We start from the raw sequence: 25,062 nt of genomic DNA, 5'->3' as shown, positions 1-25,062 counted from the left end.
ATAACTACTCGATGTTGATAATAATTTCCTGGGCTGGTATCGCGATCATTCTTCCTTGGCTGTCTCGAAGGTTCTGGCCTGCAACGCGAAGTAATACATCTCCGGTATTTATTGCTTTACAAAAGAGTTTAGCCAGATTGCGATCACCCGAAGCCCCCACCTGGCTTTCAGGGAGACGGAAGTCGATGACATAGCCCCTGTTTTCTGGGTCTCGCCGGGAAGAAAAATGGGCTTCCTTTTCGAAAAACCCTCCTTGAATTATTTCCATCACCTCCATCTGGTTATCGTTGCAGGATAGGTTCATAGAAGCGCTGTACAGGTCCGAAGCATCCGTGATGTCAATAAGCACTTCAAAGGTTTCGCCAACGGCGATTGTTGGGGGCGCTGTCAATAAAAAGCGCATTTGACCGGTTGTGGAAACAGCTGGAGAAGGAGGTTCAACGATCGACTCCTCCTGGGTGAGGGTCTGCTCCGCCCCGTTTCCTGAGGGCTCGTCAAGAGGATTGTTTAGCTCCCTTACCATTGTCTGTCCCGAGGATTCCTCTGCAACAGGCTCCACAGGTATTTGGAAAGAGGCGAAATTCGCTGCCGTCTTTAACTCTTCCTCGCTTCCAGACCAGATATCGGTCAACGTCCGGTCCGGAAGATCGACGTTCTGCAGAATGTGAGGGGTGATGGACAAGAGGATTTCCCGCTTTTTTTTGTCTTTGTTGTGGTTGGTGAACAGACGCCCGATCAGCGGCAGATCCCCGAGTAGAGGGATGATTTTACGGGTTTTGGTACTATCGTCCCGAATCAGCCCACCGATTACCGTCCGTTCGCCGTTCTTCAAAGTCAGAGTGGTCTGGGCTTTGGTCGTGCTGATACTGAGAGCCAACGAACCGTTGGCAGTGGTGTTTTTTTCAGTAACACCACTTACCTCCAAGCTCAAATTGGTAACCACCGTGTCATCGAGCTGAATCTTTGGTTCGATATCCAATTTTACCCCGACATCGACGTATTGGATATTGTCTGTCGAGGTTTCCCCGGTCGTCGTAACGGTGATCACCGGTTCCCGATTACCGACGTGAACATTGGCTTTTTCCCGGTTTTTCACCCGTATCCTCGGTGTCGCGAGGATTTCGGAATCGACCAGGGTTTTCTGGAGGTCAAACACCACAGTCGGCAGGGTGTAGACACTTTCCAAACTGCTGAAGGATTGGACAAGATTGGTGGTTGCATCACCAGCGCTCAGGCCAGATGCGACGATGTTACCACCTTTGGCCAGACCTAGGCTGACGGAATTGGGATTCAGGGACGGTCCGAACTTCCAATTGTCCGAATGGCTGACCTCGATCAGTTCCAGTTCGAAAAGTACCTCCGAATCGGCCCGGTCATTGGCGTCGAGGATCTGTTCCGCCAGTTGGATGACCTCTGGGCGCTCGCGAAATACTAATGCATTGCGCTCCTCGTGGACGAATAGGTTGTTTATCTTCAGCATCGTCCGAAGAAGGTTAACTGCATGCTTTGCCGAAATATGGGAGAGGTAATATGTTTTAATCTTATAGTCGTCATATTGCCTGGTTTTATCAGTCGAGTTCGGATAAATAAGCACGGATTTATCGTTCAGCGGTTTTGCATGAAGTTTGTAAATATTAAGCAAAAGCTCAAGGCCCTGCAGCAGAGAGCTGTCTTTCAATTCCAGATCGATCATTTCCATAGGAATATCTTCGTCAAGAACAAAATTTATTCCCGCCAGTTGGGAAAAAATCTCGAACACTTCGCGAATATCGGTTTGCTTGAATTCCAGAGATACCGGTTTGGAACTATTGAACAGGTGTTTCAAGCGGTGGCCCGAAATCGTTAACCGTTCATCCAGTTTCTCCGTCAGAGTTTTAGCTTGGAGATTTCCGGGGTCTGCTTCAAGAAGCTTGAGCAGCAATGACCGAGCCTTATCAAACTCCCCGTTTCTAAACAGAACTTCAGCTTGCTTATATGCTTTGTCGCCTTGCTGAGCCTTTTGGATGGCAAGAGATTCCTGGACTGCCGCTTCAAGGCTGGGATCGAAAATTAACGCCAGCTGGAATTCCTGCAAGGCCCTATCAAGATCGCCTTCTACCCGGAATTGTCTACCCTGGTGAAGGTGAAACAGGGCCGTCTGGATTTTCGCTCTTTGCAGATACATCCGGTATTCATGCTTTTCCGGACGTTTTTCCGCTGCATGTTGGAAATCTGCCACCGCCTCGTCGTAATCCCCCCCCTGAAGAGCCATATTGCCATCGCGAAAAGCTTTGGCGGCGCAACCAGAGAGGCAGAAAAGTAAAACGATGACGAGACTCAGAAGCCAAAAAAAGGAGAGCTTCATCTGGCAGTAAATCCTTTCATTCCAGTTCGTCACAAGGTTTCTCCCCCGAGTGGGTTCGGGAGAGGGGACGACGGATAGTCCCATGCAGAGCTGGCCGTCAGGGCCTTCTTTTCCTCAAGGGGGATACAAATGAGATCTCCCCCTTTCCCCATGGCAATCCTGATTTCTTTATCCGTCACCTGTGCCAAGCGGAACTCCTGTTTCTCACCGAAATTCTCCCCCGACCGTACCACGAAGATTCTCCCATTTCCCTTCAAGAAAATTGCGCGCTTTCCCACTTCGCAAACCTGTCCCAAATAGATGAAATGAGCCAGTTTCTTGGCCACCGGGAGTTCCGGCGGCTCAAACGCTTCCTGAGGGATAGGAGGTGGGAGCAAGCGGGGAAGAGGGGGCCCATTTGAAGGCGGCGCCGGTTTTTTGAGTACCGGATTAGGCGTAGGTGTGCTGTCGAAAAGGGGTCGAAACAGGTCGACATGATATCCGGGATAATGCGGCGCCTCCTTCAGCATCGACAGGGTTGGTGCATCAAAAGGAGTCGACTTGTTCTTTGCCAATCGTTTCGTTTGGCGCACATCTGCGATCGAGCAAGACAAACGTTTCTGATGCGGAGTGTATTTATATGCGTAAACCATGGAGATAACGAGACCGAACAGTATCAGCAGAACCAATTTTTTATTGTTCATCATGGTACCTCTCTGCCGAAATAGGTTTCAAGATCCAGCCCCAAAACGACATTTCCCGAACCGGCAGCACGCCTGTGAAACCCCAACTTGTTGATGGCGATAATCCTGTGGGAATTTTCCAGCAAAAAAATCATATGCTTGATCTGGTCGTAACTTCCCTCCAGCTGAAAATTCAGATCGTATTGCAAGAGACCATGTCCCTCCAACACGTAGGGGTGATAGGTGACCCGCTCAATGGAAATATTCAGTTTCGCTGCGTAACTGAACAGCTCTTCGATCAGGGCCGGCAATTCGGTCTGGTCAGGAATGGCGGAATGAAACGCCCGCAGGTCTCTTGCATTCCGGGCGTAAGCTGCTTCTTTCGAGCCATCAGCACTTTCCGGCAGACTCCGAGTTTCGAGAACCTTCGTTTGACGACAAATATCTGCTTCCAACAGGTCGATTTCAGGGGACAACACCAAGGTTCCCCACAGGGTCAGGCCGAAGTTCAAGCAGACCAGCAACACCACCCCCAGGACCGACGGACATTTTAAGATATAGCCAATAATGATCTTATTCCTCGCGGTCATCGGAAAGCCTTTTTGATTTCAATGCGAAAAGCAACCACGGATTGCTCCTGACCGCCCTGAACTTTGATCTTCCGAAACTCCTGCCGCAGAAGGTAAATGTCCGACAGAGATTCGGTATGCAGATGACTGGTCAGATACTTCTGCAAAGTACCCACGTTTTCCGCCAATCCGGTTATCTGCAGAGAACCCACCTGAGTATTCGGTTCAATCCCTGTCAAGGTAATCCCTTGAGTCAAGGCTTTTTCTAATCGTCCGAGTAGTTCGGTCCAAGAAAAGCGATCCTTGGCAGCAAGAGTGTTAACAAAGGCCATTTCATCTTCCTGGCGTTTGATTGCTTCAGCCGAAACGGGTCTGGATGCCGCTGGATATTCGGACCGGACCTTAGCTGTCAACGCGACTCGTTCCTTTTCAAGGTTTTGCCACCGATGCAAAACCATACCCTGACTGACCAACAGATAGATGAGCCAGCAACCCAACAGCGGCAACAACCAGCGGGCGATGGTCACCGAAAGATGCCACACCAGGTTATGGCGAACAGCCAGATTCAGGGTCGTTTTCACGGCAATACTCCAAAAAGCCTCTCCGCGCAGCCGCTGGCAGCGTAAAAATCTGATGTCGAACTTGGACTATCCTCCAGGCCGGGCGCTAAGAACAGGAGTTGCGGCGGCGGTGTCTGCGCCGACCGGCCCAATGCGCCTTCCAGCCCCTCCCTCCAAATGGATGTGCGCGACAAATCATGCAGATATGCTGGTACGGTAGCAGCTTCAGGCCAAGTCTGTTCCCATTTAGCCAAAGTGCAGCTTACTTCCTGATACAGCTTCTTTTCACTAGCCGGAGCTGGCCGGAAACGGCAAGCCTGAAGCTGACCGTTACCGATCAATTGCAGACTCAGAGTCGTAGAGGTCCACGCAACCAACAGATGATCGCAGGTCAAGATCCTCTTGGAATGATAAAAATGCATCAGGTTCAAGGAGTCGAACAATACTAGAGCAGGGATCGCACCAGCTGCAGCCAGCAGGTTTTCATACTGATCCAGCACCTCTTTGGCGGCCGCAGCAACCAATACCCGGGTTTTGCCTCCCGGTTCCGTGCCAAGCACCTGAAAGTCAAGGCGGATCTCTTCCGGATCGAGCAAAAGATGCTCCCGCACCTGCCATTTAAGTAGATTGATCCCGTCACGGCCCCTTTTAAGCGGTTCGTTGAGATCCGTGATCACTATTTTGCCAACCGCATCGCTCAAAGATAGAGCAACCCGGCCATTTATTATCCCGAGGGATCTCAGAGTTTCGCGAACGGTATTTACAAAGGAGTCTTCCTCCAGGATGTTAAGCCTCTGGTAATCCGGTTTCAGACAAACCGACGGCCACGAACGACTTTGCCAGCCAATAATTTGTGTCTGTTTCCGGCTTCTCCTGACCATCACTGCCCGCAGCCCATCTTCGCAGAGAGACAAACCGACAAACCGCTGGCCGATCATGACTTCTCGTCCTGTTCGATGAAAGTGATCCGGTTGATTTCCTCCAGCGTGGTTTCCCCCCGGAACAACCGATTCAGGGCCGCTTGCCGGAGGAACACCGTACCGCAATCGCGGGCCGCCTGTTTCATGTCCTTGATCACGGCCCGGGACACGATCATGTCTCGCAATGTGTCGTTGAGGACCAGCAGTTCCAGGATAGCGTTGCGGCCGCGGTAACCAATGCCGTTACACTCCTTGCAACCGACTCCGCGATAAAAAGTCGCGCAGGGGGCTTTGGCGGTGTCAATGCCGGATGCAGCCAAAGTGACCGCATCGTATTGCACAGGCTCTTTGCAGAAGGGGCAGATGGTTCGCAGCAGGCGCTGAGCTGCAACGCAGTTCAGACAGGAGACGAAGTTGTGCGGATCGATACCCATGTGCAGAAACCGACCCAGCACGTCGAAAACATTGTTGGCATGCACGGTGGTGAAGACCAGATGCCCGGTTAAGGCCGACTGGATGGCGATCTGCGCCGTCTCCGGGTCGCGAATCTCCCCTACCATGATCTTGTCCGGATCATGGCGCAGGATCGAGCGCAGGCCGCGGGCAAAGGTCAGTCCTTTCTTTTCATTGACCGGAATCTGCACCACACCTGGAACCCGATATTCTACGGGGTCTTCGATGGTGATGATCTTTTCCTGAGAACTGTCGATCTCCGACAGGGCGGCATATAAGGTGGTTGTCTTGCCGCTGCCCGTTGGACCGGTTACCAGAAACATTCCGTAAGGCTCACGTATTGCCCGTCGCAGACGGAGCAGTTCATCACTGTCGATTCCCAGGGAGTCGAGACTCAGCTGATGTGGCCCGCTGGTAATCGTCTGCTTGTCGAGGATGCGGATCACTGCGTCCTCGCCGTAGATGCTCGGCATGATCGAAACTCGGAAATCGATGCTTTTCTGGCCACAACGAACTTTGAACCGACCGTCCTGCGGAATGCGCCGTTCAGCAATATCCAGTTCGCTCATGACCTTGATTCGCGAAATGATCTGATCCTGAAACTGACTGTCGAGAAGATCGGTCGCCTGGTACAAAACTCCGTCCACCCGGTATTTTATATTCACGCCGTCCTGGCTCGATTCGACATGGATGTCGCTCGCCCGCCGGTTGAGGCCGTCGAGCAGGGTCGAATCTACCAGTCGGATGATCGGGCTGGCATCGTCGCCGATTTTATCCAGGGATAAGACCTCTTCACCCCGTTCCGTCTCCTTAATCAGGTGCAGCTTGAAATCCTCGGACACTTCCCGTAACCGCCGCTTACTGCCTTCGTCACCTTCCAGAACCTTCCTTAACCGGGATTCCGGAACAATCACCAGATTCAACGGTACGCCGAGAAGCGATTCCAAAAGGTCCAACTCGGCAACGGCTGTCGGATCCACGACGGCAATGTGCAGACCGTGAACATCGCGATGCAAAGGCATAAAAAGGAAACGAGGGAGCAGTTCAGGGGAAATTTCCGCCAACAGTTCCGAGTCGGGGACGAAGTTCTCCAGATCGACATAATCGAAATAAAACTGCCGTGCCAAAGCCCTGGCCAGATCCCGGTCAGTCAGGCACCCGGCTTCGATGCCCGCTTCGCCAAGACGCACGCCCTCGGCTTTTGCTCGGGACAACAAGTGCTCTAGCTGCTCAGCATTGATGATGCCCTGATCGCATAGAATGCGACCAAGGGGTTCCCTCCTCAGTGTCAAAACCAATAATCCATTCAGGCCGCACTGGCCAATTGAAAGATGGGAATATACATCGCCACCACAACCCCCCCGATCAACAGTCCGATCAGGAGCATCATGAGGGGTTCAATCATACTGCTCAACCGCCACAGGCGCTCTTCGACCTGATCTTCGTAGTAACCAGCCACCTCGAGAAGCATCTCCTGCAGGGCACCGCTGCGCTCTCCCGCCTTTACCATCCGTAAGGCCAGGGACGGAAAAAACCCAGCTTCCTCCAGCGCACTGGCGGGAGTTTTCCCTTCAGTGATCCGTTCGGCGGCCTGCTCCAGATGATTTTCCAGGTACCGGTTATTCAGGGTTTTGCGACTCATTCTCATTGCCGGAAGCAGCGGTATACCGCTTGACATAAGGGTCGCCAGGGTACGAGTAAAATTAAGCAGCGAATATTCGAGAAACAGCGGTCCTACAAAAACCAGTTTCAGTTTCCAGTAGTCGACAATCACTCGCAATCCGGAATTTACTCGAATGTGGCGCAACATCACGGGGGATAAAAGGACTATCGGCACCAGCCAGAGAAAATGCCCCGTCAAAAGATCTGCCAGGGTGATCAGCAGTCGGGTAACCCAGGGCAGGTCGAGCTTCGCATCCCGAAAGATTTCCGCGAACCTAGGCACCACGAACAACACCATGAAAACCAGGATGCCGATCGCCGCCAGGCAAAGCATAGCCGGGTAGAAAGCCGCCATTTTAACCTTGTTTTTTACCTGCCCGATCCGTTTTTGATAATTTACATAACGCTGAATGGTCACCGCCAAATCGCCGGTCTGTTCTCCGGCTTGAAGAGCGGCCAGATACAGATAGGGGAAATAACGGGGGAACTGCCCGAAGGCCGACGAAAGGCTGGCTCCACCTTTTACCGCTTCGCGAACCTGCTGTACGGACCGCTGCAACGGACCTGCATCAAGCCTTTCCAGAGTGGCGTCAAGCACCTGCAGCATCGGTAGCCCAGAGCGTAACAGGACCAGCATTTCCTGGTTGAATGTCAGAAACTGTCGGCTGGAGATTCGCCCCGAATCTTTTTTGCCCCCACCGGCAAAAAACGAAAACCGACGACGTAAAGCGATCACGTGGAAGCCCTCGTTGCGCAACCGGGCACGTAAAGCCTCGGCGCTGACAGCCTCAAACGATTCTTTAATCATCTTCCCTGATGGCGATCCCAGGCGGCAATCGTAAAACGGCATATATCCAACTCCCCAGAAAATCCCCACCCCGTAATTTCAAAATAAGAACCGAATTTATCTGCTTGGGCAACGGGTCGGCATTGTAAATCGGTACAAGCTTTAATTCAATAACTAAAATAAGAATATAATAATTTGTATTGACAAATTGAGAAAAACTATAGAAAAGTGTTGGTCGCAACTAATATTACCTACGATCCCGGCGCAATGATCAGGCTATACGGATTCAGAGGCCGGAAGCACCTATCTTACTCCAAATCATTGATTTTATTCTATTTCTGGAGGGTTAAATGAACCTTTTCAAGTGGATTCTTCTATGCGTCCTGGTGCTTTTGACTGCACCGGGCCTGGTCTTTGCTGACGATCCTGAGTACGACCCCTTTTATACCAAGGGCGTTCCCCTGGATGCCGCCCCTCCCATTCAAGGTGTCTTCGAGGAAGTAGATCCTTTCTCGGGCAACCTGAAGATCGTTCAAACCGATCTGGACTTACCCCAGAACGGTGGCCTGGAGCTCAAAATTCAGCGTACTTACGACAGTGCCATCTGGAGCCGGCGGGATACGTGTTATCCCGGCATTGTCGCCATAAACAGAATGAGTCCCGTGGGCATCGGGTGGACCATGCATATGGGGATCGTGCGCAACCCGTGGGGAAACGATCCTGTTTTGGAGTTGCCTGATGGCTCCAGACACGCTTTTTATAGGGATATAAACGATCCCACTTATACAAAAAAAATATCCAAAGATTTTTGGGTATACAAAAGAGTCTCTGAAGATCCAGACCCAGATCGATGGGAGGCGATTTCTCCTAATGGTATTGTATATACATTTGAGTATACCTGGAAGAATGGTGACGGTGTTGGCTACAATGATGGTTCAATTGTGGCACAGTGCATTAAGATTGAGAATCCACAAAGGACGTCTTCAATATCAATTAGTTACTTTAATAACTTTGAATCCGGCCTGGCTCCGGCCTATTCCTATATCAAGTCGATTGTTGATACCACCGGCAGAACAATTAATTTTAGCTATGACTTAACCCTTGACCCGTTAAATCCAAAACATCAACTCAAATCAATATCCTACGGAAATCAAACTTTCACTTATAAATATAATAAATTCTATCCGCCAAATGGCTGGATAGTAAATTATCTCAAGGAAGCGATTCCCCCTGTTGGTAATTCATGGAAATATGCCTATGAATTTCCAGAAGGGACAATGTCTTGGGGACAGTTGGCAAAATTCACCTATCCAACCGGCGGAGTCATTGAATACTCCTATGATGATATTAAATTTGCTACGGGTATAGTTAGTCCTGCATTCAGAGTCATCACGCAAAGAAAGACCAGTGGCCGCGACATCCCGACAGGAACTTGGACCTACCAATATAACTCGGGAGGGTCTTCCGGGGATGTGACGACCATTACTGGCCCGGACGGAATGAAGGAGGTCTATAGCTACTACGGCTGGGGCAACAGCCGGAGTGGTAATGTGTGGCGAGTCGGGCAGCTTACAGAGAAGAAACTCTACAAGGGGACCACTCTGCTCCAGACCGAGTCCTACAACTGGGGTGCTCCCAACACCTCGGGCGGGGTGAAGGTTTCCACCAACCGGTTGGAAAATGCAGACTGGAACGGTACCGGTGGGATGGTGATTGATTCATTTATCTGGGTGCCTTTCCTGACGTCGAAGGTGGTCGCCCGCGACGGCAAGACCTATACGACGACCTTCAGCAATCACGACTCCTATGGCAATCCGAAAAAGGTTGTCGAGACCGGTGACAAAACCCGGACCACCCAGTTAACCTATTGGACCAATGCCGGCAAGAACATCGTGCAGGGCAAACCGGCCACCGAAAAGGTCACCGGCGGGTTTCCCGGATCTTTTACCACCAGTTACACCTATGACACCAACGGCAATCTGACCAAACTGAACAAGTATGGCGTTATCACGAAATACACATATGCCAAGAACGGCAATCTCTCGAAAATCATCGACGCCAACACCAAAACCTGGACCTACGCCTGGTCAAAGGGCCGCATCTCCAAAATCACCAATCCGATCTACAGCGTTTCGCGTGTCATCAACGCCAACGGAACCATTGCCAAACAAACCAACGGCAGGGGCTACGCCACCCTCTACACCTATGACAAAAACCTGCGTTTAACCAAGGTCACGCCGCCGCTGGGCAATGCCATCTCCTACACCTATCCCGCCGACAGCTCCTACCGCAAGGAAACCAGGGGAAGTTTTTTTACAAAGGCCTACTTTGACGGATTCGGACGGCCGACGGGATCCCTGAACAGCAAGGGGGTCCGCTCCGATATCGACTACAAGGCCTACGGCAGCAAAAATTTCACCGATTCCAATGTCGGCGACAAGGTCTCTTTCGATGCCCTGGAAAGACCGGCCCAGGCCGTTCACAAGGACAACAAGGCAATCCAGTATGTTTACTCGGGCAACACCGTCACGGTTAAAGATGAAGCCGGCAACAGCACCGTACAGACCTATAATGCCTTCGGCAGTCCGGACGAAAAGCTGCTGGTCGCGGTCAAGGATGCCAATGGCCATACCGCCGGCTACAACTACAACATCCTCGGCAGTCTGACCACCATCACCTATGGCGGGATCACACGCAGTTTCGGCTACAACGGCAAGAATTTTCTGACCTCCGAATCGAATCCCGAAACCGGTTCCATCACCTATGGGCGTGACAACGTCGGCAACCTGACCGGCAAAACCGACGGCACCGGAACCCTCTCCTACACCTACGATGCGATCAACAGGCTGACGAAGATTGCCAAAGGCACGGAAATCATCACCATCGGCTATGACAAGGCGGATAACCGCACTTTCCTGCTCTCCCCCGACGCCAGTTACAGCTTTGTCTTCGATAAGGCCAATCGCTTGACCGCCAAAAACGAAACCATCCTGGGGACGGCCTATACCTCAAGCTACGCCTACGACGGCAACGACAATCTCACCGGCATTACCTATCCGGGCAACCGGGTCGTTACCTATCAATACAACGGGTACAACGAAGTCACCACCATCCCCGGATTCGTCGCCTCGGCCACCTACAATCTCGCCGGACAACCGCTCGGCTACACCCATGGCAACGGGCTGGGCGCCGTCTATACCTACAATGCCCGTTATCTGCCGACCGGGATGAGCGCCGGATCGATCATGGGCTATACCTACGGCTACGATTCACGGGGCAACACCGTCAGCATCACGAACGGGCTGGACGCAAACAAAGACCAGAGCTTCGGCTATGACAAGCTCAACCGCATCACCGCCTTCAACGGCGCCTGGGGAAACGGCTCCTTTACCTACGATACCTCCGGCAACCGCCTGACCAAAACCATCGACGGAGTTGACACCACCTACAATTACGCCTCCAACCGCCTGACCGGCACCACCGGCAACGAGCCCGGCTCGTATGCCTACAATACCGCCGGACACCTGACCTCGGGCGCCTGGGGCGGCAAAAGCTACAGCCTGACTTACGACGGCTTCAACCAGGTTAAATCCTTCACGTCGGGCGGTACCCTGGTGGCCGAGGCCGGTTACGACGGGGACGGTTTGCGGATCAAAAAGATCACCGCAGACGGCACCACCGTCTACCATTACGATCCGGCCGGAAACGTGCTATCCGAGGACCAGCCCGATGGCAGCAAAACCGACTATATCTACCTCAACGGCAAGCTGCTGGCCAAGGTTGATGTCAACGCCGAACTTGCAGAAGAGGTTTTCTTCTATCATACTGATTTTGCAGGGACGCCGCTGGCCATGAGCGACGCCTCGGGGCAAAAGATCTGGGAGGCGGACGACAAGCCCTTCGGCGAGGAGTTTACGGTAGACGGCAATGGCGAGAACGACAAACGGTTTGTCGGCAAGGAGAAGGATGAGGAGACCGGGCTGAACTACTTCGGGGCGCGGTATCTGTCGGCACAAACGGGACGGTTTCTCGCGCCGGATCCGGTTAGGGCGGTGGATATTGTTCGGGGGGAAATTAATGCCTCGCTCTTGACTGAGCCCCAACGACTGAGTACTTATACTTATTCCATAAATAATCCTTATAGATTTGTAGATTCAAGAGGACTCCAAGTATCAGCAATTCTAGATACAAAAACTAACACGTTAACGATTACTGATTCTGACAAGGAAGTAACGATCAGTGTATCAGCGTTTACGGGAGGGCACCTTGACAAAAATGGAAATATCGTAAAACCGGGCGTAGCACCACAGACACCAGCGTCTCCCGGTACATATTTCATCACTGACAATCCAAACTATAGGCCAAATCATCCAAATTGGTATGGGTTACTAAAAAATGATGATACTATTGATGATTATTTCGACAATAATCGCGGAGGAGCAAGACTTCACGGCGGCACGCTAAGTTATGGTTGTGTTACAATTCCTTACACAAAAAACAAGCGCGAAGATTGGAATAAAGTTTTAAATATATTAAAAAACACAAAAACCGAAGCTATTAATTATCGCAAAGGCCCACATTGGTATAATAAATCGGGAAGGATAACTAAATATGGAACTTTACAAATTAAATAATAAGTGGTCAAAACTTTTAATATGGTCACTTTGTGTCATCGTTATCTTTCTGTTATTGTCATTTGCTATTTTTGCTAATAAAATATTACTACCTTCCTTATCAGCCAAAACACCTGAGGTAAGGGCAAATATACAAAAAGTATTAACCGCAAAGTTTTTAAGTGAATTTTCAGGTGGATACTGGGAGAATGTTTTAGTTGACAGAGGAAAAGCCATCAAACGTCTGCCTTTAGAAGACCGACTTTATTTTTATAGGCTAGTATTATTAAATTGCTATTTGGATACCTCCAGCGCACTCATGTTTATAGAGATTATCGGTAACGATGCTTTGCAATTCAAAATTCATTTAATAAAATTCCAAGAAGATCCGACCTTTATGAAGTTAAGCCAAAGAGAACAGGAATTAGTCATCAGTTGGATCAGAGAAATGGATATTATTGTTGAACAGAAACGAGCAAATCTGACCCCCTGAAGGAGATATAGCTGGCGCTGAAACGAAGGTAGCATGCCCTCGGTAAATTCAACTGGGCTGAAGCAACGGTGTCAAAATACTCAATATCAAGGTAGCAGAGGTGCCAGCAATTCCAGAATACATGTGTCGGATTTTCCAAAACCAACGCGGCGTGGCCCTGATGGCGGTGCTTATCATGGTTGTCATCATGGGCCTCGGCGCGGGCATTGTCGGCACCACCTGGAAAACCAAAGTGCAGCGCTCCAAAGAGCAGGAACTGCTATGGCGGGGCAACCAGTATCGCAAGGCCATTGCGAGCTATTATCGGGTGACCCGTGCGACATATCCTCCCAATCTTGAGGTATTGGAGCGCGATCCCCGGTTTCTCCAGCGCGTTCGCCATATCCGCCGTTTTTTCAAGGATCCGATCACCGGAACGGATTTCGTTCTGATCAGGGATGCCTCGGGAACCATAACCGGGGTGCGCTCATCCAGCAACCTCGAGCCTTTCAAAAAAGACGGCTTTCCTCACGAATACGCCCATTTCGCCAACTGCAAACGCTATAGCGAGTGGGAGTTTGTCTACAAACCGGAAAACAGAAACACGGCCGTACCTTCGACAACCGAAACACCCCTCCAAGAATCACTGCCCTGACATGGTAAGCTTTCTTCCTATCGTGGAGTTTTTTAGGGGGCATTCTGTATTCCCCCGCACCTCCCCTGTCTTAAACTGACTTTCCCCTTCTTCATCGAAGAAAAGGTCAAGGTTACAACGTCTTACGATCCAGACTGCGATATTGAATCGCCTCAGCTAGGTGCGGTTGCAGGATATGCTCGCAGCCTGCCAGATCTGCGATGGTGCGGGCCACTTTGAGGATGCGCGTATAGGTACGGGCGGAATAGCCCAAGCGGTCGGTGACCATTTCCATCAACTGCTCGCCTTCCTTATCGAGGCTGCAGAAACGGCGCAGCTGGCGGCTGGTCATGTGGGCGTTGCAGGTGGTGGCCGTACCGGCGAAACGTTGCCGCTGAATGTCGCGGGCCTGCTCGACGCGGGCGCGGATGGCAGCGCTGCTTTCACCGTCGGCAGGGTCGGACAGGTCGCGGTGGGGAATGCGCGGCACTTCGATGTGCAGATCGATGCGGTCGAGCAGCGGCCCGGACAGCCGCGAGCGGTAACGCTGGATCATCAGCGGGGTACAACTGCACGACTGCAGGCTGTCGCCGAGATAACCGCAGGGGCAGGGATTGGTGGCGGCCACCAGCATGAAACGGGCGGGATAGGTCAAAGTCGAGGAGGCGCGGCTGATGGTGACCTGGCCGTCCTCCAAAGGCTGGCGCAGCATCTCCAGCACGTTTTTCTTGAATTCGAGCAGTTCGTCGAGAAACAGTACGCCGTTGTGGGAGAGGGACACTTCCCCGGGGCGGGGTACCGACCCGCCTGACATTTTCAAAAGTTTGTGCGAATATAAACCCAATAAGGAGTATCCAGAGGGCTTTTTTTCATCAGTCCTTGCGAATTAATCCAAAAGTCCTTGCGAATACCTGCCCTTTTTTCACAAGTTCATGCGAATGCCTTGACGATTGAGGAAAAAAATGCCTGTCCGGAAAATTCCCAAGAACTATCGCAACATCACCGGCTACGTCGCCAGTTCCAAGAACGAGGACTCAACAGGCTTCGAGTCCGGGCTGGAGAAGGATTTTTTCATGATACTGGACTTCGATCACAACGTCCAGCGGTACGAGGAACAGCCGGTTCGGATTGAATACTTGGACAGGGCTGGCAAGTCCCGAACTTATACCCCGGACGGGCTGGTGGTCTTTCGCAAGGACATTGTGCCAGCAAAGGACATGTGTCCTTGGCTGTGTGAAATCAAATACCGGAACGATTTGCTGAATGACTGGAAGAAATACAAACCCAAATTCAAGGCCGCACGCAAGTACGCCAAGAGCCGCGGCTGGCGGTTTCGGATATTAACCGAAAAGGAAATTCGCACGCCGTACCTGAAGAACGTCAAGTTTCTACGTCCTTACCGCCGCGTGCCGGCCTGTTCTGAGTTCCGGGAACTGCTGCTGCAGGCCATGTTCGAGCTTCGGGAGGCCGATCCGCAATCACTATTGCTGGCGGTGTTCCAGGATAAGTGGCGGCGCGCTGAGCTTTTGCCCGTCTTGTGGCGCATGGTCTATGAGAAAAGGATCGGCACCGACCTGACCTTGCCATTAACCATGCACAGCCGCATCTGGACGACCGAGATCTGACGGAAGGAGCATCCCATGAACGGTAATCTCGAACTGGTACCCGGCCAGTCGGTCCTCTTTTCCGGCAAAACTTATCGGATCACCCACTTGTTGGACCTTCATTCGGTCTTGGCCGAGGACGTGGCCACCGGGGAAAAGAAGCGGCTTTCCATCGAAGGAATCCGCCCCATGGAGGCGCCTTCAAAAGGCGAAGACGAGGAAACCGTCGCACCAGAATTGTCCCTGATCAGCGACGAAGATTGGCTTGTAGCGCAAGAGCGATTCAACATCATTCGCCCCTTGCTGCAAAACAAAGGCAGAACCCTCGATGATGTCAAGAAACGGGCGAAATTGGCCAAGGTCCACCCTGCCACCATCTACCGTTGGATCGAGGCCTATGAGGACCTGGGCCGCGTCTCTGCCCTTCTTACCAACCGTTCCTCCGGCGGGCGCGGAAAAGGCCGTCTGCCCAAGGAAGTGGAAAAGATCTTGGAAGGAACCATTAAGGGTAAATACCTGTCCAAGAAACGCTATTCCATCACCAAGACTTTTAAGGAAGTGGCGGGGCTTTGCCGCAACGCCAATCTTCAGGCCCCCTCCCTTAACACTGTGCGCAACCGCATCCTGCTTCTTTCCGAAAAGGAGAAGATGAGCTGTCGCCATGGTGCCGACAAGGCCGAGGAAACCTTCGGACCTGTCCTGGGCAGCTTCCCCGAGGCCGATTGGCCCCTGGCCGTGATTCAGATCGACCACACCAAGCTCGACATCATCCTCGTGGACGATCTCGACCGCAGACCCGTGGGAAGACCGTGGATCACCCTGGCCATCGATGTGTTCAGCCGGATGGTGGCTGGCCTTTATGTCTCCTTCGATCCTCCGAGCGCCCTGTCTGTTGGACTTTGCCTGTCCCACGCGATCCTGGGCAAGGAAAAATGGCTGGCCAAGCACCAAATCACCACTCCTTGGCCGGTCTGGGGACTCCCCGGGACCGTTCACGCTGACAACGCTAAGGAGTTCCGTGGCAATATGCTCAAGCGAGCCTGCCAAGACTACCAGATCGACCTGGTCTGGCGTCCGGTGGCCCGGCCCCATTTCGGTGGACACATCGAGAGGCTCCTGGGGACTTTCAACGAGGACATCCACGCCCTTCCCGGGACCACCTTTTCGAACATCCAGCAACGGGAGGGATACGACTCCGAGGGTTCGGCGGCCATGACCTTGTCAGAGTTCGAAAAATGGTTGGCGATCTTCATCACTGAGGTGTACCACCAAAAGGCGCACAGCGCGATCAAGACCAGCCCCATCCAGATGTTCGAGCGTGGTATCTTCGGCGACGGAGAGAGCCCCGGGCGGGGTCTTCCGGCCAGGGTCATGGATGAGGATCGACTACGCTTGGACCTGATGCCCTACACCAAACGCTCGGTCCAGAAATACGGAATAGTGATCGACGAAGTTCATTATTACCATGACGTGTTGCGCCGGTGGATCAACGCTAAGGAGCCTGGCGACCAAAAAAAACGCAAGTTTCTGATCCGAAGGGATCCCCGGGACATCAGCGTCATTTTCTTCCATGATCCGGAGGTCAACCAGTATTACGAGATTCCCTACCGGGACAGTTCCCGGCCTGCGATCAGCATTTGGGAATTTCGCGAGGCTAGACGCCGGCTCAAGGAAGAGGGAACCAAGGACATCAACGAGGATCTGATCTTCGACGCCTACGAGCGCATGCGAGCCTTGGAGGAACAGGCCGTCAAGGAGACCAAGAAGACCAGGCGAATGAGGCAGCGAAAGCGTACCCATCTGGAAGCCTCTCAGAACAGGCCCTCCACTGAACCGCAAGCGCCCGATTCCGAACTGAACCTGGACAATCTCAGCGAGGACATCGCGCCGTTCGACGAGATGGAAGAGTGGTAAGAAAGTCCGTGGAGGAAGCCCAATGACCAACGGAGAAGCCAAGAACATTCAGGCAGAGGAAGTAGCCGACCTGAGCGCCGAGGAACGCATTGCCAAAATTCGCCGTCCGCGGTGGATCGGCTATCCCCGGGCGATCGAAATTTTGAATCACATGGAGGAACTTCTCGCTCATCCTAAAATCCATCGTATGCCCAATATGTTGCTGGTTGGCCACACCAACAATGGCAAAACGATGCTGGTCAACCGCTTCACCATGAAATATCCGGCCCACGATAATCCCCGGGGCAATGGCATCGTTGTGCCTGTGCTGTCCATTCAGGCCCCACCTGTTCCGGACGAGAACCGATTTTACAACCTGATTCTTGAAAAGCTCTATGCACCCTTTAAACCCCGGGACCATGTGAGCAAAAAGCAAATGCAGGTCTTGGGCACCATGCGCAGGATCAACGTCGGCATGCTGGTCATTGATGAAATCCATCACATTCTTGCCGGTCATATTGAGAAGCAGAGACAATTTTTGAATGTCATCAAGTATATGGGCAACGAACTTCAGATCCCCATTATAGGCGTCGGGACTAAAGATGCTTTTCGTGCCATCCAAACCGATCCGCAGCTGTCCAATCGCTTCGAGCCTGAGGTTCTTCCCAAGTGGCAGTTGAATATGGACTTTCTTAAGCTTTTAGCCAGCTTCGAGAAGATGTTGCCCCTTCAGAAACCCTCCCGACTTACCGAGACTTCTATGGCAGCACGGCTTCTCTCGATGAGCGAAGGAACAATAGGGGAACTCTCAAACCTTTTAAACAAGGCAGCTATTCATGCCATTCGCAGTAAAACCGAATGTATCACCAATAAAGTCCTGGACGAAGTCAATTGGGCCTCCCCTTCCGAGCGGAAGAAACGGGCCAACCTCGTGGTCTAGATCAGGACTTTCCGGAGAACTCTGGCCTATTCACCTTAAACCCCAGCCGGACGAACTTCTATCCTCCTGGCTTGTGCGTCTTGCGCGAGCCCACTCCATTCGACTACATACCTTTTGCGATCTTGCGTGGCCCAAAAAACAAATCTGGACAAGAGATATCGACAAATCCGCCGATCGGGAAATCCTTGAAGTTTTGGCACGGAAAACAGCAACCCCGCCCCGAAGAGTTTTTGCGGCCACTTTGAGAAAATATGAAGGAAGGGTCTATGAACGCCTCATTGCAAACAGTAACTCGCCTTGGATTATGCCGATTGGAGTATATCACCGTAAAAGAAGGCGGTTTGGTTTACAATTTTGCCCAAAATGTCTTGCCGAAGACAAAGATCCATATTTCCGTTGTCGTTGGAGGTTGGCCTTTGTAACCGTCTGCGAAAAGCATAGATGCCTACTACAAGACCGATGTTCTCAATGTGGGGAACCAATTTGTTTTCATCGGACTCCACCGGATGCTGAGACCATAATATTGTGCCCTCAATGTGGTTTTGATTTGAGCACCATAAAGGAACAATCTGATGGAACTCTAACTGCGCAAGCTTCTATTCTGAATCTTCTTCTTAGGATTGCAACAACAGGATGGGTACTTATCCCTGGGCAGGGGCCTGTCTACTCTCATCTGTATTTCGCTGTACTTCGCCAAATAATAAAAGTCCTTGCACGAAAAAAAGCGTGGGAGGCAACCAATCTTTTACTACGTCAACTTTCCATTTCGGTTAGATTTTCGGACTCTATCAAATACCAACATGATGTTGAGCTGATGGGGTTGCACGATCGGCTTGCCTTAGTTGAGCTTGCTTGGCACCTGCTCAATGTATGGCCTAACAATTTTATCCAGTTTTGCCGGCAGCACCAGATATGGAGTTCTGAGCTTCTGCGTGATATGCGTTTAGGGATTCCATTCTGGTATTGGCGGATGGTCAACGAGTCTTTGTACCATCCTTCATATGGCCCAACGGATAAGGAAATTTTGGAAGCCTCTAAATATCTGCGCAAAAAAGGAATGCTCTTAAGTAAGCGAAAAGTTTCAAAAGTTCTTGGAGTTAGGGAAGTTTGCAGGAAAAGAAAAAAAACCAAAGAAGAGAATTTATCGAAGAATGACCTTAGCAGAACTTTTTAAAGTTCGGTGTTAAATCAAGTCTGAATCACTGTAGTTCAAAATATACCGGCAGTGGCTACTACAGTTAACCCAAAGAAAATAGGACTCTATTACTTTAATCTTCTGGGAAGGTGTGCTTGCAAATCTCTGCTGCATTTTTGAGGATAACACGTCGATGAAATGTGTTGGTTTGGTTTTGTTTAGGCTCTTCATCGAGCCTGTAATAGTACAAGAAATATGGCACTAGACAACGTCGTATAGTCACAGACCACTGATAACCAGTTGACGTTTTTTTCATCCCATATTCATTGGCTACAGCCTGCTGTTGTGTGGCCGATAGATGTGGCGCTGGAATAATTTCGATTTCTTCAGTTTCATACCAATCATTATCCCTTCCAGCATCACTAGGGATCTCTTCTTTTCCTGCATTGGCATTCAAAATACGTGTCAAGACGAGATCGATGTACCCTCCTCGAATTTGATCGTAAGCCCGAACATGCCAACGGAAGCCAGCCCATGCAAGCGCGTGAGGCCAAACCGTTCGCTCAGATACTTCTCCATGGGAGAAAGACTGGTAATTAATTCGAACTCCAAGTCGATGATGGATTCCAAATAATATTATCCGCAATAATTTTTGGTCTATTACGCCTTGAGGTTCCTCCATTACACTCGTCGGAACAAAGGATCCAATTTCAGCCAAAATAGACGTTGATGGATGATTTGCATATCCCCGGAGCAGGGCAAGGTATTCTTCGGGTTGACCGTTGGCAATTTTGGGATTGAATTTATGGGTTGGCTTGTATGTGCGCTTTGAAACGTCGTAGGAAATGTTCTCAGGAAAGTGCGCTTTATAAAGTCTGACGTCTCGAGTGAAGTGGTTTGCCGTCACTCCAAATTGATCGCATACCTCCTGTCGATTTACATGGCCTTCCCACAATAGCCTAGCTTCAAAATATCTCAGGCGCTGTCGTTGGGCGTAGTTCAGCGACATAAACCATTCTGTCTTGCTCAATTTTTCTGCGTTAGAAGATTTTATAGTGCGTACCGTTGTCACATGCTATCCCTAATAAAATGATGGGGACTATTTTTTTCATTGTATCACATAATTTGATTTCATCAATTATTATGTTAGGATATAATGATTATGGAGGTTTATAGCATTGGATCAGCGTGTTACACAAAAATGGCTCGACAGGTGGGGATACACAGATGATTCGCCCTCTTTGCATATAGAGGGTGAGAAGATTCCTCCTATTCATGCCTATCGCAGTGAGCTTGATGAATTGCTTGATCCCAGCGGAGAAATTCGAGCGCAGGCTGTTTTTGATGTTGAAGGGATGCCAACGGTTTGCTTCTTAGAAGACAATGGCCTTTTGGCATCTAATCCGGCGGCTTTTGACAATATTCGCCAAAAAATTTGGAATCAAAATTTGATTTCAATCATTTTGGTGATGGAAAAAAACACAGCCCTGGCTGCACCGATCAGTCGTGATCAGAAGGTTCAAAAACTATCTTGGGAAGAAGCCGATAGGTCGGGAAGATTTTCACGTAGGGACATTCAGTCCGGGGAAGTTTTTCGGAGGCATCAAGCTTGGTTTAACCCCCAGGCACATGTTGATCAGGAGTTGCTACGCAACCTAGACAAGATCGTAAAAGATCTTGTCTCATTTGGTCTTGAGAAAAACAACGCACAATATCTCATGGCCCAAGTGTTGTTTGTTTCATACTTGGAACACCGCCAGATTGTCGCCAACACCTACCGAACCAAGCATGGCATTGGTAAACTACACGACCTTGTCCACAAAGGCGATTGCGCTGGCATTGTAAAACTTCTGACACAGCTAAAATCTGACTTCAACGGAGACTTCCTTGAGCCGGGCCCCCGGGGATCGTCACTTTGGGAGACGCTACCTGAGGCCGCTATAAATCGAATCAACGATTTTCTTAGCCGTGTTGATCTTGAGACTGGGCAGGAGAGTTTTTGGAACTATGACTTTCGCTATATTCCGGTCGAACTGATTTCCGGCATTTATGAATCCTTTCTTTCGGACGAAAAAAAAGAGGTTGGGGCTTACTATACTCCTCGCCACTTAGCCTCCCTTGTTGTTGATCAGGCACTCGCTCACTCTAAAAACATATTATCTGAACGCATATATGATGGTGCCTGTGGATCTGGAATTTTGCTCACGACAGCGTATCGGCGGTTACTTGCATATGCAGAAGCGTTGCGAGGGCATCCCCTAAGTTTTGAAGAGCGTTGTCAATTACTTGTGGAGCACATTTTCGGCTCAGATATTAGCGAGCCTGCGTGCCGCGTTACAGCTTTCAGTCTCTACTTGTCACTCCTTGAAAGATTACAGCCCGCAGACATTGAAGAGTTAAGGGAAAATAGCGATGTCAAACTCCCTGATCTGAATACACACAATCTCAGAAGCGGCAAGGAAAAGGGAAACTTTTTTTCTGATCAGAATACTTTTGCCGCTTCTAAGTCCTTTACGATATTTCTCTCAAACCCTCCGTGGGTTGAACCCAAGAAAAATGAGACATTGCCAAGCGACCTTTGGGCAAAGTCCAAAGGTGTCAATATCCCGAGACGTCAAACAGCCAACGCATTTATGTTACGGGCGCTCGATAGCGTCTCACCAAGCGGAAAAATTTGTCTCATCCTGCCTGTTAGCTCATTCGGGGCACCAACCAGTAATACGTTCATTGCAAAATGGCTCTCTCACTATCGTCTTGAGACTCTAATTAATTTCGGCGACTTGCGAAAAATCCTGTTCAGTACTGCCAAGCAACCATGCGTGGTTGCAGTTTTTAGCCCACGAAAAAAAATACTGGCGGGCAGGCCCCCCGGCAAAGAGACGTTTGAATACTGGGTGCCAAAAGCAGATATAAGCTTTGCCTTTGGCCGATTGACTTTGCATGCATCAGATCGTCATATAGTTCAATCACAAGCTTTAACCTTCGACAACGAGTTGCTCACTACATTGTTTTGGGGGACTTATCGTGACATTTCAATAATTGAACGGTTGCGCTTGCAGGGAACGTTCGACGATCTAGTTGGAAACAAAAAAGTATGGCCCTCACGTAAAGGTTTTCATGCAAAGGATTCCTCTGTAAGAGATCCGGTGTCAGCAGAACCTCTTCGAAAACTGGAATTCCTTAATGCCAAGGAGCTTAATTTAGATGGCCCGATCCTAAACCCGTGCCAGCTCGCCAGGTTCCCGAAAGAAATCGAGACCGTTGCAAGCCTACCTGACAGCTTACTAGAGGGCTTTAAGGGCCCAAAAATTATTTTTGCTGATGGGATATCAAGCCGTCGTAGTGTTCGTGCGGCCTTTTCAAATAAGGAATTCTCATTTAAAAGTAGTATCGGAGCAATATTTGGTTCAAAAAAGGATGAACCGTTACTCCGCTTTGCAGCAACTTATTTACATTCACAGCTTGCTCAATATCTGCTATTGCTAACAGCTTATCAAATTAGTTTTGAACGTGAACGAGTTACTCTCAAAGATATACGAAAGCTCCCATTTATACACCCTGACCGTCACAAAAACCCTGTCAGAGCATGGGAAATAATTGAAACGGTCAATAAATACACACGTAAGTTTGAGCCCTGCAATCAAATATTCAACCCGACGTATGATCCAAAAGAGTGTGAAGCTCTTTTCTTTGAATATTTTGGATTAGACTCAACTGAGCAAGAAAGAGTTCTTGAAACAGCTGAAAATATTGCACCGAATTTACAGCCCAATTCTATTTCTGGCATTAATTCGATATTACAACTACGTCCCACAAATGAACAAATCCAAGGCTATGCTCGATCACTTAAGGCTGAACTTGAGTCTTGGAGAGATCTTCGTGGTGGCCAGGGTACATTTTCAGTTGATATTAGTATTAGCACACGCACAAACTGTGGACAACTGGGAATTGTTTCCCTTGGCGTAGAATCATCTACAAATAGTGATAGGCCTCCTTGTATTAACCTTTCAACGAATGATTTAATTGTTGAAGAAACATTAAGTCAACTACTTACAGACAACCTCCTCCCTCTACATGTCTCAGGAAATTTGTATTTAGCTGCAGATATAGTAATTCGATCTGGCAATAGGCTCTATCTGATCAAGCCTCTAGTTTACCGCATGTGGTTATCTTCCGAGGCATATCGTGATGCAGAAAGAATAGTTTGCTTTGTCCAACCCAACGCTGGATCAAGGAACAACCTATGACGCGGCGTGATTCATGGATGGAAGCTTTTCCAGCTAAGGAGGCAACTATTGCCGTTGAGTATTTAGTTAAAGTATGGAAAAGGATTTCTGCTCGACGGCCTGACCAAATAAAATTTTCAATAAAAGAGCCTCGTCTAACAGAATGTCTTTATGGATATTTGTTGGGTCCCGGATGATTCCATTAGCAGAAAAAGCTTCCCGTTATTCTTAGCTCGGGATATGCTTTTTGATATTCTCTGCGGTGAAATCTAAAGGAGTCTGACATGACGATACGGTTACACGCTAATGCCACAACGACCCCGAAAATCCGACGATATATCCAAGAGTCGGAAAAATCGCACAAGGCTTTAGCTAAAGAACTGGGCATATCCATTGACACGGTACGTCGCTGGCGCAAACGTGACGATGTTCACGATCGGTCTCATACGGCACACCGACTGAATACAACGATGACCGAAGCCCAGGAAGCTGTTGTCATCGAGTTGCGTCGCTCTTTGTTGTTGTCTCTCGATGATCTCCTGGTCGTCACTCGGGAATTTGTCAATGCTGACGTCTCTCGTGCGGGACTTGACCGTTGTTTGCGACGACATGGGGTATCCCGATTGGCGGACCTGATCCCGAAAGAGGAAACGGCCAACAACAAGCCCAAAACATTTAAAAACTACGATCCGGGGTTCGTTCATGTCGATATCAAATATTTGCCACAGATGCCGGACGAAACCTCTCGGCGTTACCTGTTTGTAGGCATCGACCGTGCTACCCGCTGGGTTTACCTGGAAGTGTGCAAGAGCAAATCCGCCCAAGCCGCAAAGGGCTTTTTGAATCGCCTGGTAGCCAAAGCGCCATTTGTGATCAAAAAATTGCTCACCGACAACGACAAGGCATTCACGGATCGATTTTCCACTGCTGGAGAGAGAAAGCCAACAGGGAATCATGTATTCGACAAAACCTGCGTTCAGCATGGTATTGAACATCGGCTTATTCCTCCACGCCACCCTCAGACCAACGGGATGGTTGAGCGATTCAACGGTCGCATCAGCGAGGTTTTGGCAACAACCCGGTTCGATTCCGCCGAAAATTTGGAGCAGACATTGTTACGTTATGGTTATCTATACAACCAGCATATTCCTCAGCGAGCGTTGGGGCATAAAACTCCCATACAAGCTCTGAAGGATTGGCAAAAAAAGAAACCAAAACTTTTCCGTAAACAGGTCAGGAATCATGCGGGACCTGACAGATATTTAACGAAATTTAAAGCGGAATCTGGACTTACAGGAAAGTGGTCCTATGAAGATGCCGATGTTATCATTGATGACCAAGGAGATCTACAAAATCGTATTCGTAAAGATATAACTTATTTTGATAATTATAATGGTGACAGGATATATCTGATATTCGAATTTAAAAAGCTTACTAGCAGTGGGATAAAGAAATATACTGGCCCCGAAGGCATGCAACGTTTTATTGATGGTAGCTATGGCATCGGTGAACCTATAGCAGTTATGGTTGCAATAGTGAAAGAAAATTGCGGTGGATTAACTGAAAACCTAATGAAGAACCTTGGAAG

The 25,062-nt window shown here is 49.8% G+C and carries 17 protein-coding genes and 2 pseudogenes; 10 read left to right on the top strand and 9 right to left on the bottom strand.

Annotation, left to right across the window (positions count from 1 at the left end):
• Positions 1-4 precede the first annotated feature (4 nt).
• The 7 genes from PCAR_RS01260 to PCAR_RS01230 form a co-directional block, all read right to left on the bottom strand.
• A complete protein-coding gene (locus tag PCAR_RS01260; protein WP_158447389.1) occupies positions 5-2,377 on the bottom strand; it encodes a tetratricopeptide repeat protein in 2,373 nt (790 codons plus the stop codon).
• Entirely contained in the window at positions 2,374-3,030 is a 657-nt protein-coding gene (locus PCAR_RS01255) for a hypothetical protein (RefSeq protein WP_011339788.1), read from the bottom strand. The genes PCAR_RS01260 and PCAR_RS01255 overlap by 4 nt, the downstream gene beginning before the upstream one ends.
• The gene (gene pilO / locus PCAR_RS01250; protein ID WP_011339787.1) at positions 3,027-3,596 is read right to left on the bottom strand and encodes a type 4a pilus biogenesis protein PilO; all 570 of its coding nucleotides are present in this window, start codon (positions 3,594-3,596) and stop codon (positions 3,027-3,029) included. Before pilO ends, PCAR_RS01255 begins: the two co-directional genes overlap by 4 nt.
• Entirely contained in the window at positions 3,593-4,156 is a 564-nt protein-coding gene (locus tag PCAR_RS01245; RefSeq protein ID WP_011339786.1) for a type II secretion system protein PulN, read from the bottom strand. The genes pilO and PCAR_RS01245 overlap by 4 nt, the downstream gene beginning before the upstream one ends.
• Complete coding sequence (locus PCAR_RS01240; RefSeq protein ID WP_148204271.1) at positions 4,153-4,836, bottom strand: hypothetical protein; 684 nt, start codon at positions 4,834-4,836, stop codon at positions 4,153-4,155. Before PCAR_RS01240 ends, PCAR_RS01245 begins: the two co-directional genes overlap by 4 nt.
• A 233-nt stretch (positions 4,837-5,069) precedes the next feature.
• Entirely contained in the window at positions 5,070-6,806 is a 1,737-nt protein-coding gene (locus PCAR_RS01235) for a GspE/PulE family protein (protein WP_011339784.1), read from the bottom strand.
• Between the two features lie 8 nt (positions 6,807-6,814).
• Complete coding sequence (locus tag PCAR_RS01230) at positions 6,815-8,020, bottom strand: type II secretion system F family protein (RefSeq protein ID WP_011339783.1); 1,206 nt, start codon at positions 8,018-8,020, stop codon at positions 6,815-6,817.
• Positions 8,021-8,307: 287 nt separating this feature from the next.
• On the opposite strand from PCAR_RS01230, the gene PCAR_RS01225 reads away from it, so the two are divergent.
• The 3 genes from PCAR_RS01225 to PCAR_RS01215 all read left to right on the top strand — a co-directional run bounded on the left by PCAR_RS01225 (position 8,308) and on the right by PCAR_RS01215 (position 13,697).
• Complete coding sequence (locus tag PCAR_RS01225; protein WP_011339782.1) at positions 8,308-12,591, top strand: RHS repeat-associated core domain-containing protein; 4,284 nt, start codon at positions 8,308-8,310, stop codon at positions 12,589-12,591.
• Positions 12,569-13,063, top strand: a complete 495-nt coding sequence (locus PCAR_RS01220) for a hypothetical protein (protein ID WP_011339781.1) — start codon at positions 12,569-12,571, stop codon at positions 13,061-13,063. Before PCAR_RS01225 ends, PCAR_RS01220 begins: the two co-directional genes overlap by 23 nt.
• 121 nt (positions 13,064-13,184) lie before the next feature.
• Entirely contained in the window at positions 13,185-13,697 is a 513-nt protein-coding gene (locus PCAR_RS01215; protein WP_011339780.1) for a type II secretion system protein, read from the top strand.
• A gap of 112 nt (positions 13,698-13,809) precedes the next feature.
• On the opposite strand, the gene PCAR_RS01210 is transcribed toward PCAR_RS01215, so the two are convergent.
• Positions 13,810-14,490, bottom strand: coding sequence for a YifB family Mg chelatase-like AAA ATPase (locus tag PCAR_RS01210; protein ID WP_041531466.1), 681 nt, complete (start codon positions 14,488-14,490; stop codon positions 13,810-13,812).
• Positions 14,491-14,638: 148 nt separating this feature from the next.
• Between PCAR_RS01210 and PCAR_RS01205 the strand changes: the two genes are divergently transcribed.
• From PCAR_RS01205 to PCAR_RS18960, 5 genes and pseudogenes are all read left to right on the top strand, one after another.
• A complete protein-coding gene (locus PCAR_RS01205) occupies positions 14,639-15,301 on the top strand; it encodes a heteromeric transposase endonuclease subunit TnsA (protein ID WP_011339779.1) in 663 nt (220 codons plus the stop codon).
• A 15-nt stretch (positions 15,302-15,316) separates the two neighbouring features.
• Entirely contained in the window at positions 15,317-17,194 is a 1,878-nt protein-coding gene (locus PCAR_RS01200) for a Mu transposase C-terminal domain-containing protein (protein ID WP_011339778.1), read from the top strand.
• A 22-nt stretch (positions 17,195-17,216) separates the two neighbouring features.
• Positions 17,217-18,113 carry a TniB family NTP-binding protein gene (locus tag PCAR_RS01195; RefSeq protein WP_011339777.1) on the top strand — a complete coding sequence of 299 codons (897 nt, stop codon included), beginning with the start codon at positions 17,217-17,219 and terminating at the stop codon, positions 18,111-18,113.
• Positions 18,010-18,552 (top strand): annotated as a pseudogene (locus PCAR_RS19180) (TniQ family protein); the annotation flags it as partial. The gene PCAR_RS01195 and the pseudogene PCAR_RS19180, both read left to right, overlap by 104 nt.
• 108 nt (positions 18,553-18,660) lie before the next feature.
• A complete protein-coding gene (locus PCAR_RS18960) occupies positions 18,661-19,287 on the top strand; it encodes a hypothetical protein (RefSeq protein ID WP_041531202.1) in 627 nt (208 codons plus the stop codon).
• A gap of 94 nt (positions 19,288-19,381) precedes the next feature.
• Here the strand turns inward: PCAR_RS18960 and PCAR_RS01185 are convergent, their stop codons facing one another.
• On the bottom strand, positions 19,382-20,320 hold the full coding sequence (locus PCAR_RS01185; protein ID WP_011339775.1) for a WYL domain-containing protein: 939 nt from the start codon (positions 20,318-20,320) through the stop codon (positions 19,382-19,384).
• A gap of 106 nt (positions 20,321-20,426) precedes the next feature.
• Here PCAR_RS01185 and PCAR_RS01180 point away from each other — a divergent pair, with 106 nt between their 5' ends.
• The gene (locus PCAR_RS01180; protein WP_011339774.1) at positions 20,427-23,495 is read left to right on the top strand and encodes an HsdM family class I SAM-dependent methyltransferase; all 3,069 of its coding nucleotides are present in this window, start codon (positions 20,427-20,429) and stop codon (positions 23,493-23,495) included.
• A 263-nt stretch (positions 23,496-23,758) separates the two neighbouring features.
• Positions 23,759-24,730 (top strand): annotated as a pseudogene (locus tag PCAR_RS01175) (IS481 family transposase); the annotation flags it as partial.
• Positions 24,731-25,062: the final 332 nt, after the last annotated feature.

Origin of the sequence: Syntrophotalea carbinolica DSM 2380, assembly GCF_000012885.1 — a bacterium.
In the GTDB taxonomy this organism is placed as follows: Bacteria; Desulfobacterota; Desulfuromonadia; order Desulfuromonadales; family Syntrophotaleaceae; genus Syntrophotalea; species Syntrophotalea carbinolica.
This window is presented reverse-complemented; position numbering and strand designations above follow the sequence as displayed.